At 59.8% G+C, this 17,048-nt stretch carries 12 protein-coding genes and 1 riboswitch; of the genes, 8 read left to right on the top strand and 4 right to left on the bottom strand.

The features are described 5' to 3' along the window. Positions 1-31 precede the first annotated feature (31 nt). Positions 32-1,141, bottom strand: a complete 1,110-nt coding sequence (gene malK, locus ACRAWE_RS17935; protein ID WP_063918663.1) for a maltose/maltodextrin ABC transporter ATP-binding protein MalK — start codon at positions 1,139-1,141, stop codon at positions 32-34. Further along, positions 1,134-2,105 carry an alpha-amylase family glycosyl hydrolase gene (locus ACRAWE_RS17940; RefSeq protein WP_197667945.1) on the bottom strand — a complete coding sequence of 324 codons (972 nt, stop codon included), beginning with the start codon at positions 2,103-2,105 and terminating at the stop codon, positions 1,134-1,136. Before ACRAWE_RS17940 ends, malK begins: the two co-directional genes overlap by 8 nt. Positions 2,106-2,464: 359 nt before the next feature. Here ACRAWE_RS17940 and malE point away from each other — a divergent pair, with 359 nt between their 5' ends. From malE to malG, 3 genes are read left to right on the top strand one after another with little or no spacing between them, the layout of a single operon-like run. Then, positions 2,465-3,658 (top strand): maltose/maltodextrin ABC transporter substrate-binding protein MalE, encoded by a 1,194-nt coding sequence (gene malE, locus ACRAWE_RS17945; RefSeq protein ID WP_019453233.1) that lies wholly within the window; start codon positions 2,465-2,467, stop codon positions 3,656-3,658. A gap of 57 nt (positions 3,659-3,715) precedes the next feature. Then, positions 3,716-5,293 carry a maltose ABC transporter permease MalF gene (gene malF / locus ACRAWE_RS17950; protein ID WP_019453234.1) on the top strand — a complete coding sequence of 526 codons (1,578 nt, stop codon included), beginning with the start codon at positions 3,716-3,718 and terminating at the stop codon, positions 5,291-5,293. 11 nt (positions 5,294-5,304) lie between these two features. Next, the gene (gene malG, locus ACRAWE_RS17955) at positions 5,305-6,195 is read left to right on the top strand and encodes a maltose ABC transporter permease MalG (RefSeq protein WP_004936696.1); all 891 of its coding nucleotides are present in this window, start codon (positions 5,305-5,307) and stop codon (positions 6,193-6,195) included. 159 nt (positions 6,196-6,354) lie between these two features. Here the strand turns inward: malG and psiE are convergent, their stop codons facing one another. Beyond that, positions 6,355-6,762 (bottom strand): phosphate-starvation-inducible protein PsiE, encoded by a 408-nt coding sequence (gene psiE / locus ACRAWE_RS17960; protein ID WP_015379238.1) that lies wholly within the window; start codon positions 6,760-6,762, stop codon positions 6,355-6,357. Positions 6,763-6,987: 225 nt separating this feature from the next. Between psiE and ACRAWE_RS17965 the strand changes: the two genes are divergently transcribed. Further along, entirely contained in the window at positions 6,988-8,424 is a 1,437-nt protein-coding gene (locus ACRAWE_RS17965; RefSeq protein ID WP_432525679.1) for a capsule assembly Wzi family protein, read from the top strand. A 61-nt stretch (positions 8,425-8,485) separates the two neighbouring features. On the opposite strand, the gene pgi is transcribed toward ACRAWE_RS17965, so the two are convergent. Continuing rightward, positions 8,486-10,132, bottom strand: coding sequence for a glucose-6-phosphate isomerase (gene pgi, locus ACRAWE_RS17970; protein WP_063918661.1), 1,647 nt, complete (start codon positions 10,130-10,132; stop codon positions 8,486-8,488). Positions 10,133-10,361: 229 nt separating this feature from the next. Between pgi and ACRAWE_RS17975 the strand changes: the two genes are divergently transcribed. From ACRAWE_RS17975 to ACRAWE_RS17990, 4 genes are all read left to right on the top strand, one after another. Then, positions 10,362-12,170, top strand: a complete 1,809-nt coding sequence (locus tag ACRAWE_RS17975) for a cation:proton antiporter (protein WP_432525680.1) — start codon at positions 10,362-10,364, stop codon at positions 12,168-12,170. Between the two features lie 52 nt (positions 12,171-12,222). Beyond that, positions 12,223-12,417, top strand: a riboswitch (Lysine riboswitch). Positions 12,418-12,525: 108 nt separating this feature from the next. Beyond that, positions 12,526-13,893 (top strand): lysine-sensitive aspartokinase 3, encoded by a 1,368-nt coding sequence (gene lysC / locus ACRAWE_RS17980; protein WP_063918659.1) that lies wholly within the window; start codon positions 12,526-12,528, stop codon positions 13,891-13,893. Positions 13,894-14,039: 146 nt separating this feature from the next. Further along, a complete protein-coding gene (gene panS / locus ACRAWE_RS17985) occupies positions 14,040-14,957 on the top strand; it encodes a ketopantoate/pantoate/pantothenate transporter PanS (protein WP_019453239.1) in 918 nt (305 codons plus the stop codon). Positions 14,958-15,343: 386 nt separating this feature from the next. After that, positions 15,344-17,023 carry a ShlB/FhaC/HecB family hemolysin secretion/activation protein gene (locus ACRAWE_RS17990; protein ID WP_019453240.1) on the top strand — a complete coding sequence of 560 codons (1,680 nt, stop codon included), beginning with the start codon at positions 15,344-15,346 and terminating at the stop codon, positions 17,021-17,023. The last annotated feature ends 25 nt before the right edge of the window (positions 17,024-17,048 follow it).

Raw genomic sequence — 17,048 nt, forward strand, 5'->3', positions numbered from 1 at the left:
ATTATTCTCCTGTTATACCGACTTTGATGCTTTAAACGCCCGGCTCCTGGTGCAGCCGTTTACATGCAGTACCGTCTTCACGGAACAGGTGGCAACGGTGAGGCGGCAGGCCGATGGCGAATGTGGCACCTTCTTCTACCAGCACCACGTCGTTCTGGCGGTACACCAGGTTTTGACGGATGGCCGGGATTTGGATGTGGATTTGCGTCTCGTTGCCGAGCTGCTCCACCACCTGTACGTCGCCGGTAAGCCGCACTTCAGAGGCTTCACCGGGCAGCAGATGTTCGGGGCGAATGCCCAGTGACAGGTTGGCGCCGGGCTGAACGCCCGCTCCTTCCACCGGCAGCCACACCAGCTGGCGGTTGGGCAGTTCAACCTGCACCTGCCGTGATTCCGCTGCGGTCACCTTGACCGGCAGGAAGTTCATCTTCGGCGAGCCGATAAACCCGGCGACGAAGCGGTTGGCCGGATAGTGGTACAGTTCCAACGGCTTGCCGACCTGCGCCACGCGCCCGGCGTCGAGCACCACGATCTTGTCGGCCAGCGTCATCGCTTCGACCTGATCGTGGGTGACGTAAATCATGGTGCGCTGCAGGCGCTTGTGCAGGCGGGAGATCTCGATGCGCATCTGCACCCGCAGCGCGGCGTCGAGGTTGGACAGCGGCTCGTCGAGCAGGAACACGTCCGGCTCGGCCACCAAGGTGCGACCGATCGCCACGCGCTGGCGCTGCCCGCCGGACAGCGCCTTCGGCCGCCGATCGAGCAGGTGCGCCAGCTGCAGCACCTCGGAAACCTGATTCACCCGTTGATTGATCTCCGCTTTCCTGGCGCCGGCCAACTTCAGGCCGAACGACATGTTGTCCGCCACCGACAGGTGCGGATACAGCGCGTAGGACTGGAACACCATGCCGATGCCGCGCTCGGAAGGCGGCACCTCATTCATGCGTTGGTCGCCGATCAGCAGATCGCCGGAGGTGATGTCCTCCAGCCCGGCGATCATGCGCAGCAGCGTCGATTTGCCGCAGCCCGACGGCCCGACAAACACCACAAACTCGCCGTCGTCGATGGTCAGATTGACGTCTTTGGAAATCACGGCCTCACCGAAGGCCTTATAAACGCTGCGCAGTGTGACGCTAGCCATGCGTTACTCCCCTGCTTTCGCAGTTAACATGTCGTGTGAAAATGGCGGAGGCAAAGCCCGCCAAAACCCATTGATGACCCTCTTGCTGCGCGCCGTGCTGCCATGCCAACGGCAAGGTCGCCTCAGACGGCGCGGCCGCCTGAGTATAAGGCTGCAGGTTTATCAGCGCTTCAAGGCATTGATCCTGATGGGTAATAAGTAAGCGCACCACGCCATCCCGCTGGCTGATCGCGTTCAGCTCGCCGCGCTGGAACAGCGGCGAACGGCGCAGGGCCAGCAGCGCCTGGCAGTAACGTAAGGTGGAATGGCTATCGTGCTGTTGGCGGCTGATGGCCAGCTCGCGGTGTTCGATCGCCACCTGCTGATACCAGCTGATTTCGCCGGCGGTGACCTGTTCGGGGGCTTCATGCCACGGCATCGGCGTTTGCGCACCGCGCGGATCCTGCAGGCCGGCGGCGTGCGGCAGCCCCAGCTCTTCGCCCTGATACAGGCAGATCGGCGCCGGCAACATCGCCAACAGGGTGAGAAAAGCGGTAGCGGAACGCAGGTCGCCCTGCCCCCAGCGGCTCACCACCCGTGGCTGATCGGCGTCGCCGGTGCTCCACAGGCTGTCCGCCAGCGTCGCGCGGCGGGCGTGCAGCACCGCCACCAGCTTCTCCGCGCTGAACGGCATCACGTCCAGCGCCAGCGCGCCGTGGGCGAACCGCTGCGGCGCGACGGCATTGCAAACGCGGTTGGCTTCATCGCCATACCACAGCGTCAGCCCTTCGCCCGTCACCGCCGCCTCGACCTCCGGTGCCAGCATCTGCGGCAGCAACAGACCGTCGATAGACAGCGCTTTCAGGTAGGGCAGCGCCGCCAGCATGCCGTGCGCGTCGCCCACACCGTCCCCGTTTCCGTCACGGAAACTGGCCGGATGGATCCGGTACAGGGTGGGCTGAGTGGCGATAGGCATTGGTGACATAAATCCGGTATCCCTGCTGCGCGTGGCGTTGAAAATCAATGGGGCCGATAGTGCGGGAGTCGCCGGAAAGGGTAATCATCCGTAACAGGATTTTTCATGGGGGAGGAGACGGGAGGATGAGAGAACGACCGCAGCGATGAGAAGTTCCGCGCCGAGGGCAAATCTGTGATCAAGCTGGCAAAAATCGCCCCCCTATTTTGTGCCTGACGCCACAGAATAGAGCGCAACGTTAACTGGATCACACTCCTCATCTCAGGGGCGTAGAGGGGGGGAGGATGAGAATATGTCGCGTTGTGACCCACTATGATCGCGAAACGTCTCTCCTTGATTTATGTGCCCACAAAAAGAAGGACTGGATTATGACTCGCAGCATTACCCTCGCCCGCACGCTGGCGCTCTCGGCACTGGCCACCCTGGTGCTCTCTTCTTCCGCCTTCGCCAAGATTGAGGAAGGCAAACTGGTTATCTGGATCAACGGCGACAAGGGCTATAACGGCCTGGCCGAAGTCGGCAAGAAATTCGAAAAAGACACCGGCATCAAGGTCACCGTCGAGCATCCGGACAAGCTGGAAGAAAAATACCCGCAGGTGGCCGCCACCGGCGACGGCCCGGACATCATCTTCTGGGCCCACGATCGCTTTGGCGGCTATGCGCAGTCCGGCCTGCTGGCCGAAATCCACCCGTCCAAAGCCTTCCAGGACAAGCTGTTTCCGTTCACCTGGGACGCCGTGCGTTACGACGGCAAGCTGATCGGCTATCCGATAGCCGTCGAGGCGCTGTCGCTGATTTACAACAAAGACCTGGTCAAACAGCCGCCGAAGACCTGGGAAGAGATCCCGGCGCTGGACAAACAGCTGCGCGCCAGCGGCAAAAGCGCCATCATGTGGAACCTGCAGGAACCCTATTTCACCTGGCCTATCATCGCCGCCGACGGCGGTTATGCCTTCAAGTATGAAAACGGCAAATACAACATCAAGGATGTCGGCGTCGCCAACGCCGGTTCGCAGGCCGGTCTGCAGTTCATCGTCGATCTGGTGAAAAACAAACACATCAACGCCGATACCGATTACTCGATCGCCGAAGCTGCGTTCAACAAAGGCCAGACGGCGATGACCATCAACGGTCCGTGGGCCTGGAACAACATCGAACAGAGCAAAATCAACTACGGCGTGACGCTGCTGCCGACCTTCAAAGGCAAACCGTCCAAACCGTTCGTCGGCGTGTTGACCGCCGGTATCAACGCCGCCAGCCCGAATAAGGAGCTGGCGACCGAGTTCCTCGAAAACTACCTGCTGACCAACGAAGGGCTGGCGGACGTCAACAAAGACAAGCCGCTGGGCGCGGTGGCGCTGAAGTCTTATCAGGAGGCGCTGGCTAAAGATCCGAAGATCGCCGCCACCATGCAGAACTCGCAAAACGGGGAAATCATGCCGAACATCCCGCAGATGAGCGCCTTCTGGTACGCCGAACGCAGCGCGGTGATCAACGCCGTCAGCGGCCGTCAGACGGTGAAAGCCGCGCTGGACGACGTGCAGACCCGTATCACCAAGTAATGACGTCGTGCGGGGCGCCACGGTGCCCCGCCATTGCTTCACAGAAAGGAACGCCCTATGCAATTCGCTCACGCCGGGACGCCTGCGCGTAAAAAATCGAAGTGGTGGCAAAGCGACGCGCTGAAATGGCTGGTAGTCGGCCTGTTCAGCCTGGTGACCTGCTACCTGATTGTGTTGATGTATGCACAGGGTGAATACCTGTTCGCTATCCTGACGCTGATCCTGGTCAGCGCCGGACTTTACGTCTTCGCCAACCGCCGTGCCTACGCCTGGCGCTATGTGTATCCCGGCGTCGCCGGCATGGGACTGTTCGTCCTGTTCCCGCTGATCTGCACCATCGCCATCGCCTTTACCAACTACAGCAGCACCAACCAGCTGACCTTTGAGCGCGCGCAATCGGTGCTGATGCAGCGCCAGTTCCAGAGCGGCAAAACCTTCACCTTCGGCCTCTACCCGGCGGAAAATCAGCAATGGCGCCTGCAGTTAACCTCGCCGGACAGTGAACAGCCGTTGATTTCCGAGCCTTTCCGCCTCGACGCCGCTGCACCGCAAACCCTGGCATTGACCACCCAGAGCGCCGCACCGCAGGGCGAGCGTGCCACGCTGCGGGTGATCACCCAGAACCGACAGGCGCTGAGCCAGCTGGTGGCGCAACTGCCCGACGGCGGTGAACTGCGCATGAGCTCTCTTCGCCAATTCTCCGGCACCCGCCCGCTGTATGCGCTGGACAAAGACGGCAGCACGCTGACCAATAACCAGACCCAGGTGCGCTATCGGCCGAACGGCGACATCGGCTTCTATCAGGCGATCAACGCCGACGGCGGCTGGGCGCAAGAAACCCTGAGCCCAGGCTATACCGTCACCACCGGCTGGAAAAACTTCCTGCGGGTGCTGCAGGACGAAGGCATCAAAAAACCGTTCGTGTCGATCTTCATCTGGACCATCGTGTTCTCGGTGATGACGGTGATCCTTACCGTAGCGGTCGGCATGGTGTTGGCCTGCGTGGTGCAGTGGGAGGCGCTGAAAGGCAAGGCGATATATCGCGTGCTGCTGATCCTGCCCTATGCGGTGCCGTCGTTCATCTCGATCCTGATCTTCAAAGGCTTGTTCAACCAGAGCTTCGGCGAGATCAACATGATGCTCAGCCATCTGTTCGGCATCAAACCGGCCTGGTTCAGCGATCCGCTTACCGCCAAGAGCATGATCCTGATCGTCAACACCTGGCTCGGCTACCCGTACATGATGATCCTGTGCATGGGGCTGCTGAAGGCGATCCCGGACGATCTGTACGAGGCCTCGGCGATGGACGGCGCCAACCCGTGGCAGAACTTCTTCCGTATCACCTTCCCGCTGCTGATCAAACCGCTGACGCCGCTGATGATCGCCAGCTTCGCCTTCAACTTTAACAACTTCGTGCTGATCCAGCTGCTGACCAACGGCGGCCCGGACATGATCGGCACCACCACGCCGGCCGGCTATACCGATCTGCTGGTCAGCTACACCTACCGCATCGCCTTCGAAGGCGGCGGCGGGCAAGACTTCGGCCTGGCGGCCGCCATCGCCACGCTGATCTTCCTGTTGGTAGGCGCGCTGGCGATCCTGAATTTGAAAGCCAGCAAGATGAACTTCGATTAGGGAGAATAACGATGGCCATGGTTCAACCCAAATCCCAGCGCCTGCGGCTGTGGATCACCCATATTTTGATGCTGTGCTTTATCGCCCTGATCATGTTCCCGCTGCTGATGGTGGTGGCCATCTCGCTGCGTTCAGGCAACTTCGCCACCGGCAGCCTGATACCGGAAACCCTCTCCTGGGATCACTGGCGGCTGGCGCTCGGCTTCAGCGTCACCCACGCCGACGGCAGCGTGACGCCGCCGCCGTTCCCGGTGCTGCTGTGGCTGTGGAACTCCATCAAGATCGCGGCGATCACCGCGATCGGCATCGTGACGCTGTCCACCACCTGCGCCTACGCCTTCGCCCGCATGCGCTTTCGCGGCAAGAGCACCTTGCTGAAAAGCATGCTGATCTTCCAGATGTTCCCGGCGGTGCTGTCGCTGGTGGCGCTGTACGCCCTGTTCGATCGCCTGGGACAGTACATTCCGTTTATCGGTCTGAACACCCACGGCGGGGTGATCTTCGCCTACATGGGCGGAATCGCGCTGCACGTCTGGACCATCAAGGGCTATTTCGAAACCATCGATAACTCGCTGGAAGAGGCGGCGGCGCTGGACGGCGCCACGCCGTGGCAGGCGTTCCGTCTGGTGCTGTTGCCGCTGTCGGTGCCGATTCTGGCGGTGGTGTTCATTCTGTCGTTTATCGCCGCCATCACCGAGGTGCCGGTGGCGTCGCTGCTGCTGCGCGATGTGAACAGCTACACGCTGGCGGTGGGGATGCAGCAATATCTCAACCCGCAGAACTACCTGTGGGGCGACTTCGCCGCTGCTGCGGTGCTGTCGGCGATACCGATTACCGCCGTGTTCCTGCTGGCGCAGCGCTGGCTGGTGGGCGGCCTGACGGCCGGCGGCGTGAAGGGGTAATGTGTGCCACTGCAGTGCGTTGGATGTCTTTCCTTATCTTTTACCCTATGGATTTCAAGTTACAGCTAGCGAGTGCAGTCAACAACGCTGTAGCTTGAAAGACGACGGGTAATTATATCCTGTGTCTTTGGCGGCCATTGGCCGCCATTTTTATCTCCGCTATTCCCGTTTCAGCCGATCGGTGTTGGCCAGATAGAGCGTCACCACCAGCACCAATATCGCCGCGGCGTAGATCAGGGTATCGATGGGATTCTTGTGATCCACGATAATCAAACGAATAATCGCGGTAATGCCGATATAAATAAAATAGCGCAGCGGGAAATGATAACCCGACTCAAAATACTTGACGATCAAGGCGATAAATTCAAAGTACAAGAAATAAATCACGATGCCTTCAATCAACAGGTATGAAGAAGACTCTTCGCTATTGATAAAGAGCACCTTCGCCAGGTGAATGGTCTCCTTGACCAGAAACACCACCAGAATTGCCGCCAGCAGCAGCAAGCCTACGTTCAGCACCCGCTGCAGCCCTTTCGCTATCATGATCGAACGCGACGTTTTTGCCATAAAACCTCTCTCTGAATACCGCTAATATGATTCAACCGTGCCAATATAGGCATTGTCTTAAAAATCATGCCCCGTGCGAAAGCACTTTAAACCCCATTTAATTCATAAAGTTATAATAAGATGTTTCTGGCTTATAGATTTGTAGCAAATCGAAATGTCAACTATCATGGGTCACAGAGATCTTTACATAAAACCAATAACCTCGAATTAACAAGGGAATTCTTTATGCGCGCTAAACTTAACGGACTGGTCGCTGCGGGCCTGTTTACCTGTGCATTGTCCGGCCACGCCGCCGGCCTGGTAACCCCTGACAACGATCTGCGTAACGATCTCGCCTGGCTGTCTGACCGTGGCGTCATCAACGTCAGCCTGTCCACCTGGCCGCTGAGTCAGGAAGAGATCAGTTCTGTTATCGCGCAGGCCAAGCCGGTCACCAATACCGAGAAAAACGTCATCGATCGCGTGCAGCGCCGCGTCGATGCCTTGAAAGCCAACATCCGCGTCAGCGGTTACGCTTCGACGGATAAGCCCGGTACCCCGCAGGGCTTCGGCCAAAATGAGTACGCCGACGATCGTCTGACCATCGGCGCCGGCGCCAACGGCGAGTTCTGGGACGTACGTCTGCAGGGTTCGGTGGAAGGCGATCAGCGCGTCAGCGACGGCTCCAAATTCAACATGAACGGCTCCTACGGCGCGGTGAAAATCTGGAACCAGTGGCTCTCCTTCGGCGAAGTCTCCCAGTGGTGGGGCCCTGGCTACGACGGCAGCCTGATCCGCTCCGATGCCGCACGCCCGGTAGCGGGCTTCATGCTGCAACGCGCCGACCAATCGCCGTTTGAAACCCCGTGGCTGTCGTGGATCGGCCGCTGGCAATACCAGGTGACCGCCGGCCAGCTGTCACAGTACAGTTCCGTACCACACACCAAACTGATCGGTGGCCGCCTTACCATGATGCCGACCGACTTCCTGGAGCTTGGCGCTTCACGCATCATGATGTGGGGTGGTGAGGGCCGTCCGCAGTCGTGGAGCTCATTCTGGGACGGCTTTACCGGTAAAGATAACGACGATTCCGGTAAAGGCAACGATCCGGGCAACCAGCTCGCCGGCTTCGACTTCAAATTGAAAATGCAGCCGCTGATCGGCATGCCGGTCAGCCTGTACGGCCAGTTGGTGGGCGAAGATGAGGCAGGCTATCTGCCGTCGCAAAACACCTATCTGCTCGGGTTGGAAGGCCACCCGGAATGGGGCCCGACCACCATCAACTGGTATATCGAAGGGTCAGACACCCGTTCGGATATGAGCCGTAAAAACTATGTGTACACTCACTACACTTACAAAGGCGGCTACTACCAACAGGGCTACCCGTTGGGCCACGCCATGGGCGGCGACGGCCAAATGTTGTCCGGCCGCGTAGAGCTGGTGTTGGACGACAGCCAGCGTTGGAGCACCCGCCTGGTATACGCCAAGGTGAACCCGCTGAGCCAAAGCATCAACAAGGCATTCCCGAAATCCGATACGCTGAAGGGTATTCAGGTCGGCTGGGGTTACACCTTCCCGTCGCAGGTTAAGTTCGACACCAGCCTGTGGTACACCGACAACGATCACAGCACCGCCGATGACGTGGGCGCGGGCGTCAGCTTCGAAGTGCCGATCAACCTGTAATTTTCTGCAGACGTAAAAAAACCCGCCGCGGCGGGTTTTTTATTGGCTTCAACTCAGGCGCTTAACGCCATTCCTTGAAGCGGTTGATCAGCGCATTGGTCGAGCTGTCGTGGCTGCTGATTTTCTCGCTGCCCGCCAGTTCAGGCAGGATACGGTTAGCCAGCTGTTTGCCCAGCTCCACGCCCCACTGATCGAAGGTGAAGATGTTCAGGATCGCGCCCTGGGTGAAGATCTTGTGCTCGTACAGCGCGATCAGGCTGCCCAGGCTGAACGGCGTGATTTCGCGTAGCAGGATCGAGTTGGTCGGGCGGTTGCCTTCAAACACTTTGAACGGCGCCACATGCTTGACCTGTTCAGGGGTTTTACCCTGCGCCGCGAACTCGGCTTCCACCACCTCCAGCGATTTGCCGAATGCCAGCGCTTCGGTCTGCGCGAAGAAGTTGGACAGCAGTTTGGCGTGATGATCGCCCAGCGGGTTGTGGCTGATGGCCGGCGCGATGAAATCGCACGGCACCAGCTTGGTGCCCTGGTGGATCAGCTGGTAGAACGCGTGCTGGCCGTTGGTGCCCGGCTCGCCCCAGATGATAGGGCCGGTCTGGTAATCCACCGGGTTGCCGTTGCGATCGACGTACTTGCCGTTGGACTCCATGTTGCCCTGCTGGAAGTAAGCGGCAAAACGGTGCATGTACTGATCGTACGGCAGAATGGCTTCGGTTTCGGCACCGAAGAAGTTGTTGTACCAGATGCCGATCAGCGCCAGCAGCACCGGCAGGTTTTTCTCCGCCGGCGTCTCGGCGAAGTGCTTATCCATGGCGTGCGCGCCGCTCAGCAACTGCTCGAAGTTGTCATAACCGATGGACAGCGCGATCGACAGACCGATCGCCGACCACAGGGAGTAACGGCCACCGACCCAGTCCCAGAACTCGAACATGTTGTCGGTATCGATGCCGAACTCAGCCACCGCTTTGCCGTTGGTAGACAGCGCGGCGAAGTGCTTGGCCACGTGCTGTTGATCGACGGCGCTGCTCAGGAACCAGTCGCGCGCGCTGTGGGCGTTGGTCATGGTTTCCTGGGTGGTGAAGGTTTTGGAGGCCACCAGGAACAGCGTGGTTTCCGGGTTCAGCGGCTGCAGCGTTTCGGCGATGTGGGTGCCGTCAACGTTGGAGACGAAGTGCATGTTCAGGTGGTTTTTATACGGGCGCAGCGCTTCGGTCACCATGTAAGGGCCGAGATCCGAACCGCCGATGCCGATGTTCACCACGTCGGTGATCGGCTTGCCGGTGTAGCCTTTCCACTCGCCGCCGATGACGCGCGCGCAGAACTGTTTGATCTTGGCCAATACCGCGTTCACTTCCGGCATCACGTCTTTGCCGTCGACCAGGATCGGGCTGTTGCTGCGGTTGCGCAGGGCTATGTGCAGCACCGCGCGATCTTCGGTGCGGTTGATTTTCTCACCGGCAAACATCGATTTGATGGCGCCGTGCAGATCGGTTTCTTTCGCCAGCGCCTGCAGCTTCTCCAGGGTTTCCTGCGTGATACGGTTCTTGGAATAGTCCACCAACATTTGGTCGTTGAAGGTCGCGGAGAACCTGGAGAAACGATCGCTGTCCTGGGCGAACAGGTCGGCGATCCGTACGTCTTTCATCTGTGCATAATGTTGCTGCAGGGCTTGCCAAGCAGCGGTTTGACTAGGATTGATATTTTTCATAGCAACACTCTTAGGCTTGAGAATAAAAATGACGCGTTTGTCCGATTGTAGCCTGTTCGACTGTGATTATGATCTCTTTTCTTGCGATAGGCGCTAACTGTCAACGCATTGCCGCCTCGTTTCAGCTTTCACTCTATACTTTTGGCTAACGGCCTGTTATCGGGGTTGCCGAATTGTCATCAGGCTGTGTCATCGTTGCTCATTTCGTCATTTGAAAGGGATCTCGCTTATGGAATTATCCGCCCCGCTCATGTTGGTGCTTATCGGTCTGGCGTCGCTGCTGGCGCAGTGGCTGGCCTGGTTGCTGCGCCTGCCGGCCATTTTGCCGCTGTTGCTGTTCGGCATCGTGCTCGGCCCAACGGTGCATCTGGTGCAGCCGGATCTGCTGTTCGGCGATCTGCTGTTTCCGCTGGTGTCACTGTCGGTGGCAATCATCCTGTTCGAGGGAGCGCTGACGCTGCGTTTCGAGGAGATACGCGGCCTCGGCGGCGTGGTGCGCAACCTGGTCACCGTCGGCATGCTGGTCACCTTTCTGGTCATCAGCCTCGCCAGCTGGTGGCTGCTGGATTTCCCGCCGGAGCTGGCGGCGCTGATCGGCGCGGTGACGGTGGTAACCGGGCCGACGGTGATCGCCCCGCTGATGCGCGTGGTGCGGCCGAACGCCAACATTAACCAGGTGCTGCGCTGGGAAGGGATCGTCATCGATCCGGTCGGTGCCATCTTCACCCTGCTGGTGTTCGAGTTCATCGTGCTGAAGCAGAATGCCGAATCTTATACCCACCTGTTTTGGACGCTGGGCGTGACCGCCGCCGTCGGGCTTATCGCCGGCGCGCTGTTCGGCTACCTGCTCGGCCTGGCGCTGCATCGCGTCTGGCTGCCGCGTTACCTGCAGAACCTGGCGGTGCTGGCTATTATGCTGACCGCCTTCGGCGTGTCCAACGCCATCGCCGACGAGTCCGGCCTGTTGACCGTCACGGTGATGGGCATCTGGCTGGCCAACATGCGCGACGTGGACACCAGCGATATTCTGGCGTTCAAAGAGGAGCTGTCGGCGATCCTGATCTCGGCGCTGTTCATCATTCTGGCGGCGCGGCTCGACATCCAGGCGCTGTGGAACATGGGGTGGCCGCTGCTGCTGCTGCTGCTGGCGGTGCAGTTCATCGCCCGGCCGCTGTGCATCGCGGTGTCGACCTGGCGCTCTTCCCTGCACTGGCGCGATAGGCTGCTGCTGTGCTGGATAGCCCCGCGCGGTATCGTCGCCGCGGCGGTCAGCTCGCTGTTTGCGCTGACGCTGCAGCGCAGCGGTTATCAAGGCGCCGACCGGCTGGTGACCGTAGTGTTCGCCATCATCATCGGCACCGTGGTGCTGCAAAGCCTGACCAGCGGCATGATGGCGCGCTGGCTGCGCGTGCAGCAGCAGAAACCGCGCGGCGTGCTGATCGTCGGCGCCAACAGCGTGGCGCGCATGCTGGCGCAGGCGCTGATCAAGCTGAACGTGCCGGTGATCGTCACCGACAGCAGCTGGGAATATTACCGTCAGGCGCGCATGGAAGGCATTCCGGCCTACTATGGCCACGCCTACTCCGAACACGCCGAGAACTATCTCGATCTGAGCAATATCGCCCAGGTGCTGGCGCTGTCGCCGAATCGCCACCAAAACGCGCTGGCGGTTTATCACTTCGGTCACCTCTTCGGCGAGGATCACGTGTTCGCCATCCGTTCGGGGGCGCCGTTGAAAGGACGCGGCGCCAGCGCGGAAAGTTCGCGTTTTCGCCGGCATGAAATTTTATTTAATCAAGAAGCCACCTACGGCCGCCTGAGCAGCCTGCTCGCCAGAGGCGCCACCATAAAGGCGACCAAATTGAACGAAAATTTCGGTTGGCTGGAGTATTTGGAGAAACATCAGGGCGTTATTCCGTTATTCAGCCAAAAGGAAGACGGTTCTCTGCAACCGATTGGCGCCGGTTCCACGCCCGCGATGCCCTGTACGCTTATCGCGCTGGTACAAGATGAAAATCCCTCAACGTCTGTACGTTGACAGAATGGCGATAACCGGCTATTCCTAACAGCCTACTTGCGCACCCGGTGCGCAAGCCAGAAGAGGCGCGTCGCCCAGGTAGAGTGTCAGAGGAGCCGTTTCTCCGTTGACGGCACCCGAGGGGGAGCGACGCCGAGGTAGGGTAATGGCCGGCCATTATCGTATCGACTACAGGGGCTGAATCCCCTGGGTTGTCACCAGGGGATCGCCCACAGGGCGATCGACAAGGTGGGGCGCTTCTGGGTGTATCGTAGCCTGACCTCTACGCCTGCCCCCTGTTTACCGCTCTCCCCTTGTGCCAAGGCTATGGAATTACAGTGCCCCCAAACGGGCATCCCTGACACGAGGTTTCTACATGAACCAAGCAGTACCCCAGAATTCCACCGTGGTGGCCAAGTTCGGCGGCACCAGCGTCGCCGACTTTGAAGCCATGAACCGCAGCGCCGACGTCGTGCTGGCCAACCCACAGGTGCGCCTGGTGGTGTTGTCCGCTTCGGCGGGCGTCACCAACCTGTTGGTCGCCCTGGCCGAGGGTTGCGAGGCCGACAAGCGCAACTACCAGCTTGATGAAATTCGCCGCATCCAGTACGCCATCCTCGATCGCCTCACGGCGCCGGCGGTGATCCGCGACGAGATCGACCGCCTGCTGGAAAACATCGCCATGCTGTCGGAGGCCGCGTCGCTGGCCACCTCGACGGCGTTGACCGATGAGCTGGTCAGCCATGGGGAGCTGATGTCCACCCTGCTGTTCGTTGAAATCCTGCGCGCCCGCAACGTGCAGGCCGAATGGTTCGACGTGCGTAAAGTGATGCGCACCGACGATCACTTCGGCCGCGCCGTGCCGGACAGCGCCGCGCTCAGCGAACTGGCTCAGGCGCAATTGCTGCCGCGCCTGCAGGAAGCGCTGGTGGTCACCCAGGGCTTTATCGGCAGCGAGCCGAAAGGCCGCACCACCACGCTCGGCCGCGGCGGCAGCGACTATACCGCCGCGCTGCTCGGCGAAGCGCTCGGCGTCGGCCGGGTGGATATCTGGACCGACGTGCCGGGCATCTACACCACCGATCCGCGCGTGGTGCCGGCGGCCAAGCGCATCGACAAAATCGGTTTCGAAGAGGCGGCGGAAATGGCCACCTTCGGCGCCAAAGTACTGCATCCGGCTACCCTGCTGCCGGCGGTGCGCAGCGACATTCCGGTGTTCGTCGGTTCCAGCAAGGATCCGGCGGCCGGCGGCACGCTGGTGTGCAACACCACCGAGAATCCGCCGCTGTTCCGCGCGCTGGCGTTGCGCCGCAAGCAAACGCTGCTGACGCTGCACAGCCTGAACATGCTACACGCACGCGGTTTCCTGGCCGAGGTGTTCAACATTCTGGCGCGCCACAATATCTCCGTCGATCTGATCACCACCTCGGAAGTCAGCATCGCGCTGACCATGGACACCACCGGCTCCACCTCCGCCGGCGCCAGTCTGTTGACGACTTCGCTGCTGACCGAACTGTCGTCGCTGTGTCGGGTGGAGGTGGAAGAGAATCTGGCGCTGGTGGCGATCATCGGCAACCAGCTGTCGCGGGCCTGTGGCGTCGGCAAAGAGGTGTTCGGCGTGCTCGATCCGTTCAATATCCGCATGATCTGCTACGGCGCCAGCAGCTATAACCTGTGCTTCCTGGTACCGGGCGAAGAAGCCGAGCAGGTGGTGCGCGCCCTGCACCACAACCTGTTCGAATAAGTCATTACCCCTGATTGCGGGCGTAGCACGCTGCGCCCCTGCGTCTAAAAAAATCCGTTCAAAACCTGCAGGGGTTCAGCATGTTGAACCCGCAATAAAAAACACAACCACACCCACCGTTCTCAATCTGGCTAAGGAAAACCTGCATGCTGGCACTATTCACGCGCTTATTCCCCCTGTGGGCGATACTGCTGTCCGTCGCCGCTTATTACACGCCGACCACCTTTACCGGCATCGGCCCCTACGTCAGCCCGTTGCTGATGCTGATCATGTTCGCCATGGGCGTCACGCTGCGGCTGGATGACTTTAAACGGGTGCTGGCGCGCCCCGGTCCGGTGGCAGCCGGCATCTTCCTGCACTATCTGATCATGCCGCTGGCGGCCTGGATCCTGGCGATGCTGTTCCGCATGCCGCCGGATCTGTCCGCCGGCATGGTGCTGGTGGGCAGCGTGGCCAGCGGCACCGCCTCCAACGTGATGATCTATTTGGCCAAGGGCGACGTGGCGCTGTCGGTGACCATTTCGGCGGTCTCAACGCTGGTGGGCGTGTTCGCCACGCCGCTGTTGACCCGTCTGTACGTCGACGCCGAGATCAGCGTCGATATCATGGGCATGCTGCTGAGCATCCTGCAGATCGTGGTGATCCCGATCGGCCTGGGCCTGATCGTCCACCATACCCTGACCAAGGTGGTGAAGCGCATCGAGCCGCTGCTGCCGGCGCTGTCTATGGTATGCATCCTGGCGATCATCAGCGCGGTGGTGGCGGGCAGTCAAAGCCACATCGCCTCGGTCGGCCTGGTCGTTATCATCGCGGTGATCCTGCACAACGGCATCGGTCTGCTGAGCGGCTACTGGGGCGGTAAACTGTTCGGTTTCGATGAGTCCACCTGCCGCACGCTGGCGATCGAAGTCGGAATGCAGAACTCCGGGCTGGCGGCTACGCTGGGTAAAATTTACTTCTCACCGCTGGCCGCGCTGCCGGGCGCGCTGTTCTCGGTATGGCACAATCTCTCCGGTTCGCTGCTGGCGGGCTATTGGTCCGGCCGCCCTATCAAGAAAAAATAAACCGCCTGTGGGGGACGCAAACATTTGCGTCCCCACTCTGCTCTGCGAAATTTCGTATTTGCCACTGGTCGGATTGTCATAATTCCCTTCATCCCCTATCATCCGTGGAAAATAAAAATTCAGATTCTTCCTATCCATGCCGATAATGTTGGTAACAGGAAGAGACGTTCTACTTTTTTTAATTAATTAAGTCACCAGGGTTGCCCGCCAAAAAATGAGCAGCCTAATTATTATTTAGATCTATACCCACCGTCTTATTTGCTGCGGCAAATCAAGATACCTCGCAATGTGCATGTCGCTCATTATTTCGGGCCGGCCGTCGGCCGCCCGTGGTTAACCTCATGGATTGGGCTGGCTGCCCCGGTGGCCTCTCAGAATGGATTACAATGATAAAAAAAATCACCGCATTGACACTGCTGGTCAGCACGGCCCTTTCCGCCGAAACCTTGCCGGACTCCCATATGATGATGGACATGTCGATGGGGGAATCACGGCGCGCGTTGCAAGACAGCACGCGTGAAGTCAATCATTTGATCGAGCAGCGCCGCTACCAGCAGCTGAAGCAGCAGCGCTTGCTGGCGGAGCCGGAACCGGCCGCGCCCGCACTGCCGCAGTCCGCGCAGTGCCTGCCGATCGCCGGCGTTTATCTGCAGGGCATTACCCTGCTCTCGCCGGGCGATTTATCTGCGCTGAGCGCGCTGCCGGAAAACTGCATCAGCAGTAACGATATCAATCGCCTGACCCGCGAATTAACGCGTCTTTATGTGCAAAAAGGTTATATCACCGCGCGCGTGCAAATTGTTCGCCCTAATTCACAGGGGGAATTGGGGCTAAGCGTGACGGAAGGATTTATCGAAAAAATAGAAGGCGGCGATCGCTGGGTCAATAGCCGGTTATTATTTCCGGGCCTGGAAGGCAAGCCGTTGAAATTAACCGAACTCGACCAGGGATTGGATCAGGCCAATCGTTTGCAATCGAATACCACCAAGCTGGATATATTACCCGGCCGCCAGGTCGGCGGCTCGGTAATTCGTTTACGCAATCAACACGCCAAACCCTGGTTGATTACCGCCGGTACGGATAATTACGGCCAGAAAAGTACCGGCCAGTGGCTGGCGCGCGCCACCGCCACGCTGGACAGCCCGTTCGGCCTGTCGGACTTCGTCAGCCTGAACGCCAACAGCACGCTGGAAAACCCGGCTCACCGCTACAGTCGCGCCTATACCCTGCTCTACTCGCTGCCGTACGGCGCCTTCACCTTTAGCGGGTTCGCCAGCTTCTCGTCCTATGAGAACCACCAGCAGCTGCAGCACAACGTGGTCAAACTGCACGGCCAGACCCAACAGTACGGGCTGCGCAGCGACTACGTGTTTTATCGCGATCACGATCAGATAGACAGCCTGAGCGGCCAGCTGACCTATAAGCGCATCGACAACTACTTCGAAAGCGTGCGCCTTGAGGTCAGCAGCCCAACGCTGACCCTGGCCGAACTGAGCGCCAGCCACCTGCAAATTCTGCCCAATGGCGTGTTCAGCGCCAACCTCAGCGTCGAGCAGGGGATGCCGTGGCTGGGGGCCGGCCGCCACCCGAGTTCGGTGCACCTCGACAGCCAGTTCACCAAGGGCAAGCTGTTCGCCAACCTCAGCCAGCGCCTCAGGCTGGGCGAAGCCACCTATCAGCTCAACAACCTGTTCTACGGTCAATACAGCCGTGACCCGCTGCCCGGCGTGGAGTGGCTGAGTCTCACCGATCGCAGCGCCGTACGCGGCTTCAGCCGCAGTACCCAGTCCGGCGACAACGGCTGGTATCTGCAAAATACGCTGTCTCGCAGTTTCAATCTGGGCGCCACCACGCTGACGCCGCGCCTCGGCGCCGACGTCGGCCGCATTCTGCCGCGTCAGGACAACTCAGGCTGGCGCAGCAGCGCCGGTATAAGCACCGGCGCCACATTGCGTTATCAGCGAGCGCTGGTCGATCTCGAAGTCAGCCGCGGCTGGATTTTGTCTAACCACGCCACGCCGGAAGATCCCGTTCAGGTGTTGGCCCGCTTTTCTTACACCTTTTAATCAACAGTTTTGCAGGACCCCACGG

The organism is Serratia sp. BFP-2025 (assembly GCF_050880365.1).
Classification (GTDB): Bacteria; Pseudomonadota; Gammaproteobacteria; order Enterobacterales; family Enterobacteriaceae; genus Serratia; species Serratia surfactantfaciens.

Excerpts from the sequence above, each read along its gene's own strand:
- malK (WP_063918663.1), bottom strand. The coding sequence starts at position 1,141 with ATGGCTAGCGTCACACTGCGCAGCGTTTATAAGGCCTTCGGTGAGGCC.
- ACRAWE_RS17940 (WP_197667945.1), bottom strand. The coding sequence starts at position 2,105 with ATGTCACCAATGCCTATCGCCACTCAGCCCACCCTGTACCGGATCCAT.
- malE (WP_019453233.1), top strand. The coding sequence starts at position 2,465 with ATGACTCGCAGCATTACCCTCGCCCGCACGCTGGCGCTCTCGGCACTG.
- malF (WP_019453234.1), top strand. The coding sequence starts at position 3,716 with ATGCAATTCGCTCACGCCGGGACGCCTGCGCGTAAAAAATCGAAGTGG.
- malG (WP_004936696.1), top strand. The coding sequence starts at position 5,305 with ATGGCCATGGTTCAACCCAAATCCCAGCGCCTGCGGCTGTGGATCACC.
- psiE (WP_015379238.1), bottom strand. The coding sequence starts at position 6,762 with ATGGCAAAAACGTCGCGTTCGATCATGATAGCGAAAGGGCTGCAGCGG.
- ACRAWE_RS17965 (WP_432525679.1), top strand. The coding sequence starts at position 6,988 with ATGCGCGCTAAACTTAACGGACTGGTCGCTGCGGGCCTGTTTACCTGT.
- pgi (WP_063918661.1), bottom strand. The coding sequence starts at position 10,132 with ATGAAAAATATCAATCCTAGTCAAACCGCTGCTTGGCAAGCCCTGCAG.
- ACRAWE_RS17975 (WP_432525680.1), top strand. The coding sequence starts at position 10,362 with ATGGAATTATCCGCCCCGCTCATGTTGGTGCTTATCGGTCTGGCGTCG.
- lysC (WP_063918659.1), top strand. The coding sequence starts at position 12,526 with ATGAACCAAGCAGTACCCCAGAATTCCACCGTGGTGGCCAAGTTCGGC.
- panS (WP_019453239.1), top strand. The coding sequence starts at position 14,040 with ATGCTGGCACTATTCACGCGCTTATTCCCCCTGTGGGCGATACTGCTG.
- ACRAWE_RS17990 (WP_019453240.1), top strand. The coding sequence starts at position 15,344 with ATGATAAAAAAAATCACCGCATTGACACTGCTGGTCAGCACGGCCCTT.